Here is a 16,449-nt window from a genome sequence, read left to right on the forward strand (position 1 = left end):
AACCTCACTTACGCAATAAAAAAGCCGGCTCAACCGCGGCCGGCAAACGGCATGGCAGTGGCCATGACGGTCATGTTCAGGACGTTGGCCGACAGGGGCAGACCGGCGATGTAGCGCACGGCGTCGGCGACATGCTTGACGTCGACCATCGGCTCCACGGCGATGCTGCCGTTGGCCTGGCGCACCCCTTTGGTCATGCGCACCGACATTTCGGTCAAGGCATTGCCGATGTCAATCTGGCTGCAGGCGATATTGAATTCCCGACCATCCAGCGCCAGTGATTTGGTCAATCCCAGTACCGCGTGTTTGCTGGCGGTGTACGCGCTGCTGAAAGGACGTGGGGTGTGGGCCGAAATCGAACCGTTATTGATGATGCGGCCACCCTGTGGCTGTTGCCGGCGCATGAGCCCGAACGCGCCACGGGCACAGAGGAAAACCCCGTTGAGGTTGGTGTCGATCACGTTTCGCCACTGCTCGAACGTCAGTTCGTCCAGCGGCACGGCAGGGGCATTTACCCCGGCGTTGTTGAAGACCACGTCCAGGCGTCCGTAGACTTCGGCAATGGTTGCAAACAGCTGGTCGACACTGGTGGGGTCGCGTACATCGGTAGGCACCGCCAGGGCTTCGCGTCCTTCGCCGGCCGCCAGATCGACCAAGGCCTGCAGGGGTTCGGGCCGGCGCCCGGCCAGCACCAGGGTGTAACCGTCGGCCAGCAGGCCCAGGGCTACCGAACGGCCGATCCCGCTGCCGGCGCCGGTCACCAGGGCCACTTTCAAGGATTGAGTGTCAGACATTTTGTTGTTCTCCTTTTTTCCAATCACTTAAGGACAGACTCAAGGCCGGGGGCCGACGCGCATTTCGAGTTGGCCGATGCCGTCAATCCCGGCGCTGATGACGTCGCCGGGTTGCAAGACGTCAACGCCGGCGGGGCTGCCGGTCATGATCAGGTCGCCGGCCTTGAGTGTTACGGATTGCGAGATGCGGCTGATGACTTCACTCACCGACCAGATCTGGCTGTCGAGACGATCGCGCTGGCGTTCTTCACCGTTCACGCTCAACCATAATTCCCCTTCGAGCCGACCGGCCCGAGTGACCGGCACAATGGCGGTCATCGGTGCGGCGCCGTCAAACACCTTGGCACCTTCCCATGGCAAACCGTCGCGCTTGGCCAGGCGCTGTACGTCACGACGGGTCAGATCCAGCCCGGCGGCGTAGCCCCAGACATAGGCCAGCGCCTGGCTCTCGGGAATATGCGAGCCGCCTTCGCCGATGGCCACGACCAGTTCGATTTCATGGGCGAACTCTTCGGTCAGTGACGGGAAGATCACTTCGCCGGCAGCGTCGACGACACTGCTGGCCGGTTTCATGAAGAACACCGGTGGCTGACGCGGTTGGCCCAGCGTGTCCGGCCACGGGTAGTTGCGGCCGACGCAAAACACGCGTCCGACGGGAAAGCGTTGCTCGCTGCCGACAACCGGCAAGGTCACTGGCAGATCCGGGGTAAAGACGTACTCGGTCATGTTCATCCTGGTGCAAGTCCTGTGTGAAAGGTCAGCGTACGGCGGCAATCGTTGGCGAAGTTGGACGAAAGCCGCCTCCTGTTGGAGAAAACGGTGATTCTTGCTTCAGCGTGTTTTCAACTCGATGCGGTACAGGCGGCCGAGCAGCAATGAATAGGAGAGGGTGCCGATCAGCGCCACGGCGCCGATGAACCAGAACGCATAGGCGAACGAGCCGGTGGCGTGGACGATAGCGCCAATCACGATCGGGGTGACGATCCCGCCAATGTTGGCAGCCAGGCTGGTAATCCCGCCGGTGAGTCCGATCAGTTCCTTGGGCGCGACCTCCGACACCGCCGCCCACGAAGACGACGCGATGCCCTGCGCGAAGAAGGCAATGGTCAGCACGGCGATGCAGATGACGTTCGAGTCGGTGAAGTTCACCAGCACGATCGACATGCCCAGCATCGATCCGACCACCAGCGGCAGTTTCCGGGCGAAGGACATTGAGTAGCCACGACGGATCAGCAGGTCGGACACGATGCCGGCGAGCAGGATGCCGACCGTTGCGCCCACGAAGGGCATCACGGCAAAGATCCCGGCCTTGATTGTGGTCAGATGGCGTTCTTCGATCAGGTAGGTGGGGAACCAGGTGAGGAAGAAGTACAGCGCCGATGTACTGGCGAACTTGCCGATACAAATGGCCCAGACCTGGCGATAGCTGAACAGCTCGGCGATCTGCCGCCAGTTGAAACGAGTGCGTTCCTGGCTGCTCTTGACCAGTCCGCCACCGGCCTCAATGTATTTCAACTCTTCTTTGCTGACCTTCTTGCAATTCAGCGGATCGCGATACAGATACAGCCACAGCACACCGAAGACGATGCCGAGCGCGCCGGTGCTGTAGAAGACATGGCGCCAGTCAAAGGTTGTGGCCAGCCACAGCAGGGCACCGGTAAACAGTGCCGTTCCCAGGTACTGCCCGCAGACGTAAATGCTGCTGGCCAGTCCCCGTTCCCGCGCCGGAAACCATACGGTTACCGCACGGCTGTTGGCCGGAAACGCCGGCGCTTCCATCGCCCCGACGGCCAGGCGCAGGCCGAACAGCGAAGCGAAACCCGTGGCGAAGCCTTGAAACACCGTGACGGTCGACCAACTGATCAGTGAAACACCGTAGGTAAAACGCGAACCGAAACGGTCGGCGATAAACCCGGCCGGCACCAGCGCCAGTGCGTACGTCCAGGCAAAGGCAGAGAAAATCAGCCCCATTTCGATCTTGTCCAGACCCAGGTCCTTGGCCATGAACGGGGCGGCGATCGAGATGTTCACCCGGTCGATGTAATTGATGATCGTCGCAATCAGCAGCAGCGAGAGCATGAACCAGCGTCGCCGCGTCGGCAGTCGCCGGGAAGAGGCGGCGTCTCTGTCGCCGGCAATCAGTGGCGGGGCGGTGGTCGGGGAGGTGTGCGAATTCGACATGAGTGGACCTCGTTATTGTTAGAAGTGTCGAGTTGTTTGCGGACAGCCGACGCCGTTGCCCGCTGTCCGGGGGCAAGGCAATCGAAATTGAAACGAATGGCACAAACGGCCAGGGTCAGACGTTCAGGTACGTCTCCCGGCTGGCATCGTCGGTAAAGGCTGGGGAGGGGCGGCGGGGAGCAATAGCGGATTCATGACGTGCGCACCTTCTGTTGTTTTTGAAAGAGGTTGGGCGTGGGAAATACAGTGGTCGTACAACCTCTTGAAATCAATCAAGGTGTTAGATCATTTTTTCCGGAGAAGGCAGCGCCAGATAAACCTGTCCAAAAAAAACCACACAGTGGATTTTTAAGGTGCTCTCTGATTTGATTTCTATCTATCTGTTTTTAAATGGAAAAAACGATGACTGTCCGGTCTGTTTTTTTGGACAGGCATCATTGGTAATGGAAGTGCAGAAAATCCACTGAGCTTGATGTCATCGTATGACTGCTTGAAGGGCTGGCGCCGAACCTTCAAGATGAGCAATGCCGATTGCTCGGCAACGCCAGGAAAACCTGCCCAAGTACCTGTCGAGGATGTTCAACAAATGACATCACAATGCCGTGTGCCCACCTACGTCATGCAGCAACGCAGCGAGATGATGGACTTCTATATTCGTGACAAAAAAGGTCGCCGCGCCGAGACCAGCCCGCATCGACACGAATACTTCCAGATCCAGATCAATCTCGGTGGCGACACGGTGCAGCACATTGGCAACGCGGTTCGTCCATTTCCGCGTAACGCACTGGCATTCATCCTGCCGCACCGTGTGCACGTGATCCCGCATCCGGCGGACAGCAATTTCATGGTGATCAACTTTTCCCAGACCTTTCTGTTGCCGCATTTGCAGTGCGACCCGATGGATCTGGAGGAGGTATCGATTCTCCTGGCGCCCGAACTGTCGCCTTTCCGCTTTCAGGAACATCTGGATTTCATTCTGGGGAATGAGGATTTCAACGAGGTCTGTGGCCTGATCGAACAGATGCGCAGCCTGGACGAGAATCGTCAGTTCGGTACACGCGAAGTGCTCAAGGGATTGCTGCTGCAACTGGTGGGCAAGGTGTGCGTCCTGTATGCCGAACCGCTCAAACGCTTGGCGGAAGAAAACGCAGCACAGGCCAGTCGACGGGATGCACTGAGCCGGATGTTCGAGTACCTGCGCAAGAATATTGCCGACCCCGATCTCAATCTGATCAAGGTGGCGGCGGCGACCTACCTGTCACCGACTTACCTCACGCACTGGCTGCGCAAGGAAATCGGCAAGACCTTCACCGAGCTGGTGCTGGAACGCAGAATGCACGCGGCGCGCAATTACCTGCTCAATGGAGCCCGGCCAGTGGGTGAGGTGGCGAGGCTGTGTGGTTTTGCGGATGAAGCTTATTTCTCCCGGCGCTTTCGCCAGATCCACGGCCAGCCACCTGGGCAGTTCCGCCGTCGGCAACTGGACCCCGACACCCCGCAGTCACCTGTAGATGCCTGATCGACTAATGCGACGAAACATAAACCGAGGCCGACGTCGGCGCAGGCAACGCATACGTTGCCTTCATCCACTCGATCTCCGCCTGCGGCGTTCGGCCGAAGAACCGTTTGAACTCGCGGCTGAATTGCGAAGCGCTTTCATAGCCGACACTGAACGCCGCCGCTGACGCGGTCATGGCGTGGCGCAACATCAACAGTCGCGCCTGATGCAGGCGTGTCGACTTCAGGTATTGCATGGGCGAGGCGTCCGTCACGCTGCGAAAGTGCAGGTGAAAACTGGGCACGCTCATGCTCGCTTCGCGGGCCAGTTGCTCGACGTCCAGGCGCTCCTGATAGCTGCTGTGGATCTTGCGGATCGCCCGCGTCACCTTGCCAAAGTGTCCCTGTCGATTGAGTGCGGCGCGCATCGAGCCGCCTTGTTCGCCGGTCAGGATGCGGTAATAGATTTCCCGCAACAGTGACGGCCCCAATATCTGCGCTTCGCCCGCATTGCTCATGGCTTCGAGAAAACGTAGCGTCGATGTGTGCAGGCGGTCGTCCATCGGCGAGGCAAACATGCCCTTGGGTGGCGCATCACTCGGGCCGTGAACCTCATCCACCTGCTGCATCAACTCGCTGGCCACCTGGAAATCGAGCTGCATATAGATCGCGAGCATTGGCTCGTCTTCAGAGGCGTCGGTCTCCATGGTGAAGGGGATCGGAACCGACACCACCAGGTAATGCTGGGCGTCATAGACGTAGACGTCATCGCCCAGATACCCGCGTTTGCGGCCCTGACAGAGAATCACGATGCCGGGGTCGTACAGCACCGGCGTGCGGGTCAGTGGCCGGTTCGAGCGCAGAAAGCGCACGCCCTCCAGCGCGCTGAGGTTGTAGCCCTCCACCGGTGCCAGCGTCTCCATGAGCTGCACCATGCGCGAAGTGCTTGCGTCGGCCTGTTTCATTGCGTTCTCTCTGTGGGCCGTTCAATGGTCGGTGGAACGGGTCAGCGTTTCCCATTGGTCGATCTCGCTGGCGGCACGTTTCAGCTTGTCGCGCACCAGACTCAATGCATCGCTGCCCAGCAACAGATGCGCTGGCGGAGCAGGGCTGGCGATGATTTGCAACATCGCCTGCGCCGCTTTGCGCGGATCACCGAGCTGCTTGCCGCTCTTGTCTTCGCGCGCCTTGCGCACCGGATCGAAGCTGGCGTCATAGTCGGCGATGCTGCGCGGCGTGCGCTGCATCGAGCGACCGGCCCAGTCGGTCCGAAATGAACCCGGTGCGACGGCGGTCACGAAGATATTGAACGGCGCCAGTTCCTTGCTCAGGGTATCGGAGATGCCTTCGAGCGCAAACTTGCTGCCGCAGTAGTACGCGATACCCGGCATCGTGATCGTGCCGCCCATCGACGTGATATTGAGAATATGACCCGCCCGCCGCTGGCGAAAGAACGGCACAAACGCCTTGGTCACCGCGACCGCGCCGAACACATTCACGTCGAACTGGCGGCGCATGTCCTCCAGCGGCGATTCTTCGAAAATGCCTTCGTGCCCGTAACCGGCGTTGTTGACCAGCACATCGACCGGGCCGTGTGTCGCTTCGACGGTTGCCACGACGCTATCGATCCGGTCGAAGTCCGTGACATCCAGCAGCACGCCATGCGCGTTGTCGATGGACAACGCCTGAAAGGCTTGCAGGTCGGCTTCGCTACGCACGGTGCCGATGACGCGGTGTCCGGCGGCCAGTGCTTCCTTGGCCAGCGCGTGGCCGAAGCCGCTGCTGACGCCGGTGATGAAGAGGGTTTTGGTGTGGTGCATGACGTACTCCGCAAATCAGGTGTGCCGTCATGGTAGCCAGCGAGAAATCGTTCACCTATGCCGGTTTGTCTTCGAGCCTTGCCTAATCCTCTCAGCGGCGATCAGCCCCGCAGTTGTTATCGCGGGGCTGATCAAAGGACTCACGCCTGATCCATCGCCTCGGCCACGCCCTGATCCTCACCCAGAAACCCGCCACTCTGATGCTGCCACAGCCGCGCATAGGTGCCGTTTTTCGCCAGCAGTTCGGTGTGGGTGCCTTGCTCGATGATCCGTCCCTCATCCATGACGATCAGTCGATCCATCGCCGCAATCGTCGACAGTCGATGGGCGATGGCGATCACGGTCTTGCCCTGCATCATTTCATCAAGGCTTTCCTGAATGGCGACTTCGACTTCGGAATCCAGGGCGCTGGTAGCTTCGTCCAGTAGAAGGATCGGAGCGTTCTTGAGCATCACCCGGGCGATGGCGATACGTTGGCGCTGGCCACCGGAAAGCTTGATGCCGCGTTCGCCTACCAGCGTGTCGTAGCCGGTGTGGCCCTGACGGTCGCTGAGCTGGTTGATGAAACCGTCGGCCTGGGCGTTGGCGGCAGCGCGCTGGATTTGCGCGTCGGTCGCGTCCGGTCGACCGTAGGCGATGTTGTCGCGAATCGACCGGTGCAGCAGGGACGTGTCCTGAGTAACCATGCCGATCGCACTGCGCAGGCTGTCCTGTGTCACCTGCGCGATGTTTTGCCCGTCGATGCGAATCTCGCCACGGTCCACATCATAGAAGCGCAGCAGCAGGTTGATCAGCGTGGATTTACCGGCACCGGAACGGCCCACCAGACCGATTTTCTCCCCCGGCTGGATGCTCAGGCTCAAGCCGTCGAGCACCTGACGTTCGCCGTTGTAGTTGAAGCTCACGTTGTCGAATTCCACGGCGCCGCCGGAAGGCACCAGCACGCCGGCGTCCGGCGCATCCTGCACCTTGGGGCCACGGGTCAGGGTGTCCATGCCGTCCTGCACGGTGCCGATGTTTTCGAACAGCGACGTCATCTGCCACATGATCCAGTGCGACATGCCATTGATGCGCAACGCCATGGCCGTAATCGCTGCCACGGCCCCGGTGCCGACTTCGCCCTGATGCCACAGCCACAAGGCGTAGCCGCCGGCGCCCATGATCAGCCCGACCACCAGCGCCTGATTGACGATCTCGAACTGGCTGACCAGACGCATCTGGCGGAAACCGGTCTGCTTGAAATCCTCCATCGCCGCCCGCGCAAAGTGCGCTTCACGTTTGGAGTGGGAGAACAGTTTCACGGTGGTGATGTTGGTGTAGGCATCCGAAACCCGGCCCGTCATCGATGACCGGGCATGGGCCTGTTCCTGCCCGACCTGGCCCAGGCGTGGCACGAAATACAGCATCGCCAGCCCGAACAGCGCGACCCAGGCAATGAACGGCAGCATGAGTTTCAGGGCGAAACCGCCGGCCAGGGCGATGATCGCAATGAAATAGACGCCAATGCCCGGTGCGATCTCGATGACGGTGAACAGCACTTCGCGCACGGCCAGTGCGGTCTGCATCACCTTGGTCGTGACCCGGCCGGAAAACTCATCGGAAAAGAATGAAAGGCTCTGCCGCAGCATCAGCCGGTGGAAATCCCAGCGCAGGCGCAGCGGCAGATTGATCGCCAACACCTGGTGCTGAACCATCGTGCGCAGCGCCACCAGTCCGACGCTGGTCAGCAACACGATGCCGATGCCCCACAGCACGCGGCTCTCCTGGCCGTTCACATCGCCGCCGGCCTGCCAGGCCGAAAGCAGGTCAACGACCTGACCCAGAAAGGAAAACAACCAGGCTTCGTAGATCGACACACCGGCACTAAGCAGCGCCAGCGCGAGGATATAACCGCGAGCGCCACGGGTGCAGGCCCACAGGAATCGCGCCAGACCGACCGGCGGTGGCGGCGCTTCGTCGGGCGGGAAGGGGTCGAGCCGTTGTTCAAACAGGCGAAGCATTGTGGGTCTCCGAATTCATCAGTTGCGGGGATTCTGCCACTTATCGATCACATTGAGGGGCTGCAGGTTCAGCGCATGATTTTTTGAGGGAAAACCCTCATTGTTGTAACGCTGACGCCTTACTAGCATGAACTCCGACATTGACCCACTCGATGGAGAGCACCATGGCTACCACGCAGACTGACGACAAGCGCCCGACCCCCGATCCGGCCGAGGACAACGCATTTTTCCCCTCGCCGTACTCCCTCAGCCAGTTCACTTCGCCCAAATCCGATCTCAGTGATGCCGAGTACCCGAACCGTTACAAGGGCGGACGCTGGAAGGTTCTGATGATCGGTGCGGACGAGCGCTATCTGTTGACCGACAACGGCACGATGTTCTCCACGGGCAATCACCCGGTTGAAACGCTGCTGCCGATGTATCACCTCGACAAGGCCGGTTTTGGCTTCGACGTCGCGACGCTGTCGGGCAATCCGGTCAAGTTCGAATTCTGGGCCATGCCCTCGGAAGACGCCGAAGTGAAAGGCTTCTACGAGCAATACCGCGATCAGTTCAAGCGCCCACTCAAGTTGTCGCAGGTGATCGAAGAAGCGCTGGGCGAGGACTCCGACTACATCGGCGTGTTCATCCCCGGCGGCCACGGTGCGCTGATCGGCCTGCCGGAAAGCGAGGACGTGAAGAAGGTCCTGCAATGGGCCGTCGCCAAGGACAAATTCGTCATCACCCTGTGCCACGGCCCGGCGGCGCTGCTGGCGGCCGGCCTCGGTGAGACAAAGGAATCGTGCATCTTCAACGGTTACCGGATCTGCGCGTTTCCCGATGCCCTGGACGCGACAACCCCCGACATCGGTTACATGCCCGGCCACCTGACCTGGAAGTTCGGTGAGCAGTTGCAGGCGCTCGGTGTGGAAATCACCAACCAGGGCATTTCCGGGGCGACGCTTCAGGATCGCAAACTGTTGACCGGTGACAGTCCGCTGGCGGGCAACGCGCTGGGCAAACTGGCGGCGGCCGCGCTCCTGAAAGAGGTCACCCCGGGGTGAGCCCCGCACCTGCCGATGCACTCTTGCGCGCCGCCCTCGACATTGAGGCGGCGCCCACGCTGGTGGCGATCCAGAAGGCCGTGCGCAGTTTCGCCGGGGCCCATGGTTACGATCGGTTCGTCCTGTTCTCCGCCACCTCGGCGTCGGAGGACGTGGTCGAGCGCATTTACTGGGTGGAAGGCGACTGGTTCGGCGACGGCATCGCTGTCGACGCCCAGACCTACGTTCAGCGCTGCCCGGTGACTCGCCACCTGCTGGACACTCGCGAATCGTTCTTCTGGAGCAAGGTGCAGGAGGAGAGCGGCGAACTGTATCGGGTGGTTCGCTTGCCAAGCGGCTCGGGCGTGCATGGCTTGCAGATTCCAGTCTTCGGCCCGCAGGGTCTTGAAGGCGCCATGAGTCTGGGTGGCGAACAGATCGATGCCTCGGCACGGGTTCGTCTGGCACTGGGCATGCTCGCCACGGTGGCGTTTCATTCCGCACGACGCTTGCTCGAAGCACCGCTGGACGAGACGGCCGGGAAACTCTCGACCCGCGAGCGCGAAGTGCTGGCGTGGGTCGCTGCCGGTCGCCGGCAGGCCGACATCGCTGCCACCCTCGGTCTGTCCGGGCGCACGGTGGAAAATCACCTGCGTTCGGCCCGTCGGCATCTGGGCGTGGCAACCACCGCCCAGGCCATCAAGATTGCCATTCGCAAGGGTGAAATAAAGGGGTGAGGTTCTCACTCTGCCGGTCCCGTGCTTGAACGGCGGTGCAAAACTCCTATGATGCAAAGGGCCTGCGCCGGCTGTCTGTAACCGGCGCCGCCCCCTACGTTTTTTAGAGAGATCGATCCTCGTGGAGTCTTTTCCGGACGCATTGCACGAATCCCTCACGACCCAATTCATTTTCGGTCCTTTCTGTGTCGTTCCAGGCAAACGGCTGCTGACCCGCAACGGGGTGGCGGTCGAGATCGGCGGGCGGGCGCTGGACCTGTTGATCGCCTTGCTTGAGCAACCGGGACGGGTGCTGTCCAAGTACGACCTGATCGACAAGGTGTGGCCCGACAGCGTGGTGGCCGAAGGCAGCCTGCGCTTTCATATGACTGGCCTGCGGCGGATTCTCGGGGATGGCGAGGAACAGACGCGTTACATCGCGACCCAGGTGGGCGTGGGTTATGCCTTCGTCGCACCGCTGGAAAGAAAGCAGACCGCTGTTCAACCGGCGCCCATCGTGACCCGAGCCATCGAGGGCGTGTGCAGTTTGCCGCCCCGGGCAAAACTGATCGGCCGAGAAACCGATCTGCAACTGGTCATCGACCACATGCAGCAACCGAGGTTGTTCACCATCGTCGGCCCCGGCGGTGTCGGCAAGACCAGCCTGGCCATCGAAGTGGCGCACCGCATCGCCGCCCAAGGCTACGAGCGCGTCTGCTTCGTCGATCTGGCGCAAGTGGAAGACTGCGCGCTGGTGCCGTCGGCACTGGCCCGATCACTGGACATCCCGGTGCAGGCGGAAGACCCGATGTTTGTCCTGCTCGCGCATTTGCGTGAACAGCGGCTGATGCTGGTGATCGACAACTGCGAACACCTGATCGACGCGGTATCGACCCTCCTGGAGCAGATCAGCGATACCGCGCCGGATGTCGGGGTTCTGGCGACCAGTCGCGAACCGCTGCGGGTACGTGGCGAATACGTGCACTGGCTCAATCCGCTGGAATTTCCCCGTGAGCCGCAACACCTTTCCGTTGAGGAACTGCTGGCATTCCCGGCCATCAAGCTGTTTGTCGAACGCGCGTCTTTGAGCAATGCCGCGCTCTCGCTGGAAGCGGACGGAGGGCAAATGATTGCGGACATTTGCCAGCGGCTGGAGGGCATGGCGCTGCCGATCGAACTGGCGGCGATGCGGGTCGCCAGCCACGGACTGAAGGCCACCCACGCGCTGCTCGGCGAGCGTTTCTCGCTGGGCTGGTCGGGGCGCAGGACGGCGGTGCCGCGCCATCAGACCCTGCGCGCCATGCTCGACTGGAGCTATGACCTGCTGTCGCCGCAAGAGCGCCTGGCGCTGGAGCGGTTTTCGGTCTTCGTCGGGCCGTTTTCCCAGGAAGCGGCCGCTCAGGTGGTTGCCGAATCGCAACACGAAAGCGCCACGGCGGCCGCGATCCTCGATGATCTGGTGTGCAAGGGACTGGTCACGGTCGATCACAGCGACTCGACGGATTCGTATCGCTTGCTGGAGATGACCCGTGCCTACGCCCGGGAAAAACTGGCGGCGCGGGGAGAGGCCGAGGTCAATGCCCTGGCGTTCCGGCACGCGGCGTTTTACATGGACCTGCTCGGGCATCTGGGGACTTCGCCCGACGAGATTTTCCGTCACTCGGCGCGTCTCGCCAGCCAGTTGGGCAATGTTCGCGGTGCGCTGGAATGGAGCTTCGGCCCCCACGGTGATCCGGGTCTGGCGTTGCCGCTGGCGGCCGCGAGCGCGCCGTTGTTCCTGCATTTTTCCTTGCTGGTCGAGTGCCGCACCTGGTGCTCCCGGGCGGTGGAGCTGCTGGAACTGGGGTACTACGGCACGCCCACCGAAATGGAACTGCAAGCCGCGCTCGGTCTGGTCCTGATGTTCACCCGAGGCAACAGTGAAGCCGCTGAAAAGGCCTTGCTCCGGGCGCAGGACATTGCCGTCGCGCTGAACGACTACGGCTCTCAGCTGAGGTTGCTGGGCCGCTTGCAGATCTTCTACGAACGCATCGGTGATTTCCCTTCGTCGCTGGCCTGGGCGGAGCAGGCAGCGGTGGTCGGCAATATCCTCAACGAGCCCGCCGCCATCGCGATTGCCGCATCGCTGACCGGGATTTCCCATCATCTGCTCGGCAATCAGCGTCTGGCCCGCCAGGAACTGGAAAGCTCTTTGCGCAACAGCTTACCGTCCCATCCCAGCAACACGATTTACTACGGCTTCGATCACCGCAATCGCACGGGGCTGGCGCTGGCGCGTTCACTCTGGCTGCAGGGCTATCCCGATCAGGCTCGGCGTTGGGCCGAGCAGATAGAGGCCGAAGCCTCGGCGCTGCAGCATCCGGTCACCTACTGCATCGCCATGGTCTGGATCTTGTGCATCTATATCTGGACCGGTGATCTGGCGAAGGCCACCGCGAGCCTCGAGCGGTTCAGCGCCATCGCTGAAACCAACGCACTCGGCCCCTACATTGCCGCCTGCCACGGGTTGCGCGCGGCGATCGCCATCCGCGCCGAGGAGCCGGGGGATGCAGTTGCCATGCTGGAGGAAAGTCTGGCGCGGTTGCGGGGCATGCGTTACGAACTGCTCACGAGCTCATTCGAAATCGCACTGGCCGAGGGCCTGATGCTGGTGGGCCAACACCCAAAGGCACTGACCCTGGTCGAGGGCACCATCGATCACTGCCGCCAAAGCGGTGACGCCTTTGCACTGCCGGAACTGCTGCGAATCAAGGCCGGTATTCTCAAGGTCATCCAGGCCGATGATGTTCAGGCCATGCTGGCGGTTCTTGAGGATTCCATTGCGCTGAGCCGAGAGCAGGGCGCCTGGGCGTGGGAGTTGCGGTCATCGATGGATCTGGCCCGGTTCTGGCTTGAACAGGGTCAACCGGATCAGGCCCGGACGTTGCTCGGTGCCTGCCGCGAGCGGGCTTCGGAAGGCTTCGACAGCCTTGATCTGCGTCGGCTGGAAAGCTTCTGGCAGAGCCTGCCGGTCACGCCGGCGTAATCAGGGCGGCCATTTTCACCAGGTCCGCCAGCGAGCGGGCCTTCATCTTGCGCATCACCTTGCCGCGATGGGCCTTGACGGTGATTTCGCTGATGTTGAGGTCGGCGGCAATCAGTTTGTTCAGCCGCCCGCTGACCACCGATGCCATGATCTCCTGCTCGCGCGGCGTCAGGGTCTTGTACGCCTCGAGCAGTGAGCGCAGGTTCTTTTCTCCCTCCAGCGCCACACGACTGCTTTGCAGCGCATCGGCCATGGCGGCGAGGATCACCTCGTCATTGAACGGTTTGGTCAGAAACTCCACCGCGCCGGCCTTCAAGGCCCGCACCGTGCGCGGAATATCGCCGTAGCCGGTGATGAAGATGATCGGCATGTTGTGGCGTTCGTCGGCAAGGGCGGTCTGCAGATCCAGGCCGCTCAGGTCCGGCAGGTTGATGTCCAGCACCAGACAACTGGGCACCAGCGTTCGGGGCGCGTCGAGAAAATCCTGCGCGGACTCGAACAGCCGTGGCTGCCATCCGGCGAAGCGGATCATCAGCTCCAGCGACTCGCGCACGGAAATGTCGTCATCGACAACGAATACGACGGGCGTGACATCACTCATCGGTAATGCTCCACGGGAAGGGGCGATTGCGTTGTTCGCGTTCAACATGTCGATTCCTTGTTCTGTTCGGCTTCACACTCAGTCGAGGGGCAGGGCGGCGCTCAGGGCCTTGAGCAATTGGGCTTCGCTGAACGGTTTGAACAGGCACTCAACGGCGCCACTGTTCAGCAGCTTCGCCTGTTCGCTGGCGTCGCCGTGCGCGGTGATGAAAATCACCGGAATGCGATAGTCACGGCGCAGCAGTTCGCGTTGCAGATCCGGGCCCGACATGCCCGGCATGGCCACGTCGAGAATCAGGCAATGGGTCAGGTCCAGATAGGGCGATGCCAGAAACGCCTGCGCCGAGGCAAACGCCTGGACGGCAAAACCGAATTCCTTGATCAGGTCAGGCAGTGATTCACGAACCGATTCGTCGTCATCGACCACCGATACGAGCAAATGCGTACCCATCAATCATTCTCCACGGTGCGATCGGCGAGGTCGCGGTTATCGGTTTGCGGCAAGTCCGTCGAATTCGGGATAGCAAAGGTAAACGTCGTACCCGGGCCGTCGTTGGCGCTGGCCCACAGCTTCCCGTCGTGGCGCTCGATGATCGAGCGACTGATGGACAGACCGACGCCCATGCCCGAGCTTTTGGTGGTGTAGAACGCATTGAAAATGCGCTCGATGTCCTGCGGATCGACGCCGTTGCCGCTGTCTTTCACCGCCAGGTAAACGCTCTCGTCCGACCCAAGGCCGGTGCTGACGATCAATTGCCGGGGCCGACCGTGGATCGCGCTCATGGCCTCGGCGGCATTCATGATCAGGTTGAGGATCACCTGCTGAAGCTGAACCCGGTCGCCCCTGACCAGCGGCAGCGCTTCGGCAAATTGCGGGTGCAGCACCACGCCGTTGCGTTGCAGCTCGCCCAGCAGCATGGCGATGACTTCCCGTGCCGCGTCATTCAGATTGACGTCTTCAATCGTGATGCTTTTCTTCGAGAACAGCGCCCGCAGTCGGTTGATCACATCGGCCGCGCGATTGCCGTCGCGAATGGTGCGGCGCGCGGTTTCTCTGGCGCCATCGACATTCGGTGGGTCCGCACCGAGCATTCGCAGGCAGGTGCTGGCGTTGGTGATGATGCCGGCCAGCGGTTGATTGACCTCGTGGGCTATCGACGCCGTGACGGCGCCGAGGCTGGCGACTCTGGCCAGGTGCGTCAGCTCCGAGCGCGCCTTGCTCAAGACCTCTTCGGCGAGCCGGCGCTGGGTGATGTCCTGCAGGGCGGCGATGTATTCGAAACCGTCCGGCGCATGGGGGATCGAGTGCGCCACCAGCCGCACGTATTTCACCGTGCCGTCGGGCATCAGCAGCCGATGTTCGTGTTCGAAGTCGCGCCCCTTGCGACGTTGACGCTTGACCATTTCCCGATGGCTGGAGATGTCGTCCGGGTGCACGCGGCGATAGATCGCCTCGAAGCCGGGCGGGGTGTCCGGGTCCAGTTCAAGGATGCGGTAGACCTCGTCCGACCAGGTGATCTCGTCGGTACTCACCCGCCAGGAAAACGTGCCGGTGGCGCTCAGGCGCTGGGCCTTGGCCAGAAAGACTTCCGCCCGCTTGCGGTCTTCGATGTCGGTATTCTCGCCGTACCAGCGCACGAGTCGCCCGGTGTCATCACGCTGGGGCACGGCGCGGATCAGAAACCAGCGGTAAATACCGTCGAAGCGTTTCAGTCGGGCCTCGTACTCACCGGCGCTGCCCGATTGCAGAATCCCTTGCCAATAGACTGCCAGGCCCGGTGCGTCGTCCGGGTGGATGGACGCCGTCCAGCCATGGCCGCAGGCCTGTTCGAGGGACATGCCGGTGTAGTCGCACCAGCGTCGATTGACGAAGCCGACGCTGCCTTCCGGCGAAGCACTCCAGACAAAACCGGGCACGGCATCGATGATCCCGCGCAGACGTTCTTCCGACGCACTGACTTCGGCGAGGGCACTGGCGATCAGGACCTTGTCCCGCCGGCGTTCATCGATATCGACCTGCAGCACGCACCAGCGTGTGATGGTGCCTTCGCTGTCTCTGATCGGCAGGCCGCGCACATGAAACCAGCGATAGACACCGTCGGCGCGACGGATGCGATGCTCTATTTCATAGGGGGTGCCGGTGCCGACCGAATGCATCCACGCGGCGATGACCGAGGGCAGGTCGTCCGGGTGCACGGTCTCGCTGGCCTGCCAGTTTTTCAGCTCGTGGAGCGGGGCGCCGATGTAATCCAGGATGGGCCGGTTGACCTGTTCCAGCTCACCGGAAGGCGTCATGAAGGCGACCATGGCCGGGATGCTGTCGATGATGGCTTCGACCCCGGGCATGGGCATGATTGCGTCACTGGCGCAGTCCGGACCGTCCTCGATGACGCGCTCCTGCTCGTTCGTCATACCGATTCTCATTGTGTGCAGTCACCGTTGAACAAAGATGCGCCTTCTGCCGGCACTCGCCCATCATACTTTGGTGTCGCCTGTAGCGAATATCGGCTGCCGTCGCACACTGCGACGGGCATCACAGTGGCGCTTTTGTAAGCCACTGTATCTACGGCCCTTCGAGCCATACAAGCATGCAAATGAGCCTGTTCGCGAAACTGCGCGGATACACCACCCGTCCACTCTTGGCCCTGGTTTCAACGTCCTTCGACGTTGAGTGAAAGCAACGTGACGTCCGCGCTCCTGCCACCCGAAAGGAAGCAGGACCGGTCGTCCCGATGACAGGGCAGAACATTATGAAAGCAGTGGTAATCGAGGCCTTTGGCGGGCCTGAAGTCTT

13 protein-coding genes are annotated in these 16,449 nt (G+C 61.6%); 4 read left to right on the forward strand and 9 right to left on the reverse strand.

Translation table 11 applies throughout. From position 1 onward, the window contains the following. Positions 1-29: 29 nt before the first annotated feature. From LOY31_RS11860 to LOY31_RS11870, 3 genes are all read right to left on the reverse strand, one after another. On the reverse strand, positions 30-794 hold the full coding sequence (locus LOY31_RS11860; RefSeq protein WP_085605058.1) for an SDR family oxidoreductase: 765 nt from the start codon (positions 792-794) through the stop codon (positions 30-32). Between the two features lie 39 nt (positions 795-833). Then, positions 834-1,526: a fumarylacetoacetate hydrolase family protein gene (locus LOY31_RS11865; protein ID WP_085605055.1), complete on the reverse strand. Its 693-nt coding sequence runs from the start codon at positions 1,524-1,526 to the stop codon at positions 834-836. A 99-nt stretch (positions 1,527-1,625) separates the two neighbouring features. Next, on the reverse strand, positions 1,626-2,975 hold the full coding sequence (locus tag LOY31_RS11870) for an MFS transporter (RefSeq protein ID WP_258713311.1): 1,350 nt from the start codon (positions 2,973-2,975) through the stop codon (positions 1,626-1,628). 586 nt (positions 2,976-3,561) lie between these two features. Here LOY31_RS11870 and LOY31_RS11875 point away from each other — a divergent pair. Then, complete coding sequence (locus tag LOY31_RS11875; RefSeq protein ID WP_127797741.1) at positions 3,562-4,494, forward strand: AraC family transcriptional regulator; 933 nt, start codon at positions 3,562-3,564, stop codon at positions 4,492-4,494. Between the two features lie 4 nt (positions 4,495-4,498). Here LOY31_RS11875 and LOY31_RS11880 read toward each other — a convergent pair whose 3' ends face one another. The 3 genes from LOY31_RS11880 to LOY31_RS11890 form a co-directional block, all read right to left on the reverse strand. After that, positions 4,499-5,437 carry an AraC family transcriptional regulator gene (locus LOY31_RS11880; protein ID WP_221533522.1) on the reverse strand — a complete coding sequence of 313 codons (939 nt, stop codon included), beginning with the start codon at positions 5,435-5,437 and terminating at the stop codon, positions 4,499-4,501. A 21-nt stretch (positions 5,438-5,458) separates the two neighbouring features. Beyond that, on the reverse strand, positions 5,459-6,292 hold the full coding sequence (locus LOY31_RS11885) for an oxidoreductase (protein ID WP_258713312.1): 834 nt from the start codon (positions 6,290-6,292) through the stop codon (positions 5,459-5,461). A gap of 140 nt (positions 6,293-6,432) precedes the next feature. Further along, on the reverse strand, positions 6,433-8,292 hold the full coding sequence (locus LOY31_RS11890; RefSeq protein WP_007958527.1) for an ABC transporter ATP-binding protein: 1,860 nt from the start codon (positions 8,290-8,292) through the stop codon (positions 6,433-6,435). Between the two features lie 164 nt (positions 8,293-8,456). Here LOY31_RS11890 and hchA point away from each other — a divergent pair, with 164 nt between their 5' ends. From hchA to LOY31_RS11905, 3 genes are all read left to right on the forward strand, one after another. Continuing rightward, positions 8,457-9,335 (forward strand): glyoxalase III HchA, encoded by an 879-nt coding sequence (gene hchA, locus LOY31_RS11895; protein ID WP_258713313.1) that lies wholly within the window; start codon positions 8,457-8,459, stop codon positions 9,333-9,335. Next, positions 9,332-10,051 carry a PA1136 family autoinducer-binding transcriptional regulator gene (locus LOY31_RS11900; protein ID WP_258713314.1) on the forward strand — a complete coding sequence of 240 codons (720 nt, stop codon included), beginning with the start codon at positions 9,332-9,334 and terminating at the stop codon, positions 10,049-10,051. The genes hchA and LOY31_RS11900 overlap by 4 nt, the downstream gene beginning before the upstream one ends. A gap of 121 nt (positions 10,052-10,172) precedes the next feature. Continuing rightward, entirely contained in the window at positions 10,173-13,055 is a 2,883-nt protein-coding gene (locus LOY31_RS11905) for a helix-turn-helix transcriptional regulator (protein ID WP_258713315.1), read from the forward strand. Here LOY31_RS11905 and LOY31_RS11910 read toward each other — a convergent pair. From LOY31_RS11910 to LOY31_RS11920, 3 genes are all read right to left on the reverse strand, one after another. Continuing rightward, a complete protein-coding gene (locus tag LOY31_RS11910) occupies positions 13,042-13,656 on the reverse strand; it encodes a response regulator transcription factor (RefSeq protein ID WP_129973851.1) in 615 nt (204 codons plus the stop codon). The two genes, LOY31_RS11905 and LOY31_RS11910, sit on opposite strands and share 14 nt — an antisense overlap. Positions 13,657-13,734: 78 nt before the next feature. Beyond that, a complete protein-coding gene (locus LOY31_RS11915) occupies positions 13,735-14,106 on the reverse strand; it encodes a response regulator (protein ID WP_039771030.1) in 372 nt (123 codons plus the stop codon). Further along, positions 14,106-16,067 (reverse strand): PAS domain-containing protein, encoded by a 1,962-nt coding sequence (locus LOY31_RS11920; protein ID WP_258713316.1) that lies wholly within the window; start codon positions 16,065-16,067, stop codon positions 14,106-14,108. The genes LOY31_RS11915 and LOY31_RS11920 overlap by 1 nt, the downstream gene beginning before the upstream one ends. Positions 16,068-16,449: the final 382 nt, after the last annotated feature.

This window comes from Pseudomonas sp. B21-021 (assembly GCF_024749205.1).
GTDB classification, from domain to species: domain Bacteria; phylum Pseudomonadota; class Gammaproteobacteria; order Pseudomonadales; family Pseudomonadaceae; genus Aquipseudomonas; species Aquipseudomonas paraglycinae.

Coding starts and splice junctions, on each gene's coding strand:
- LOY31_RS11915 (WP_039771030.1), bottom strand. CDS start 14,106: ATGGGTACGCATTTGCTCGTATCGGTGGTCGATGACGACGAATCGGTT.
- LOY31_RS11875 (WP_127797741.1), top strand. CDS start 3,562: ATGACATCACAATGCCGTGTGCCCACCTACGTCATGCAGCAACGCAGC.
- LOY31_RS11870 (WP_258713311.1), bottom strand. CDS start 2,975: ATGTCGAATTCGCACACCTCCCCGACCACCGCCCCGCCACTGATTGCC.
- LOY31_RS11885 (WP_258713312.1), bottom strand. CDS start 6,292: ATGCACCACACCAAAACCCTCTTCATCACCGGCGTCAGCAGCGGCTTC.
- LOY31_RS11910 (WP_129973851.1), bottom strand. CDS start 13,656: ATGAGTGATGTCACGCCCGTCGTATTCGTTGTCGATGACGACATTTCC.
- LOY31_RS11865 (WP_085605055.1), bottom strand. CDS start 1,526: ATGAACATGACCGAGTACGTCTTTACCCCGGATCTGCCAGTGACCTTG.
- LOY31_RS11880 (WP_221533522.1), bottom strand. CDS start 5,437: ATGAAACAGGCCGACGCAAGCACTTCGCGCATGGTGCAGCTCATGGAG.
- LOY31_RS11920 (WP_258713316.1), bottom strand. CDS start 16,067: ATGACGAACGAGCAGGAGCGCGTCATCGAGGACGGTCCGGACTGCGCC.
- LOY31_RS11860 (WP_085605058.1), bottom strand. CDS start 794: ATGTCTGACACTCAATCCTTGAAAGTGGCCCTGGTGACCGGCGCCGGC.
- hchA (WP_258713313.1), top strand. CDS start 8,457: ATGGCTACCACGCAGACTGACGACAAGCGCCCGACCCCCGATCCGGCC.
- LOY31_RS11890 (WP_007958527.1), bottom strand. CDS start 8,292: ATGCTTCGCCTGTTTGAACAACGGCTCGACCCCTTCCCGCCCGACGAA.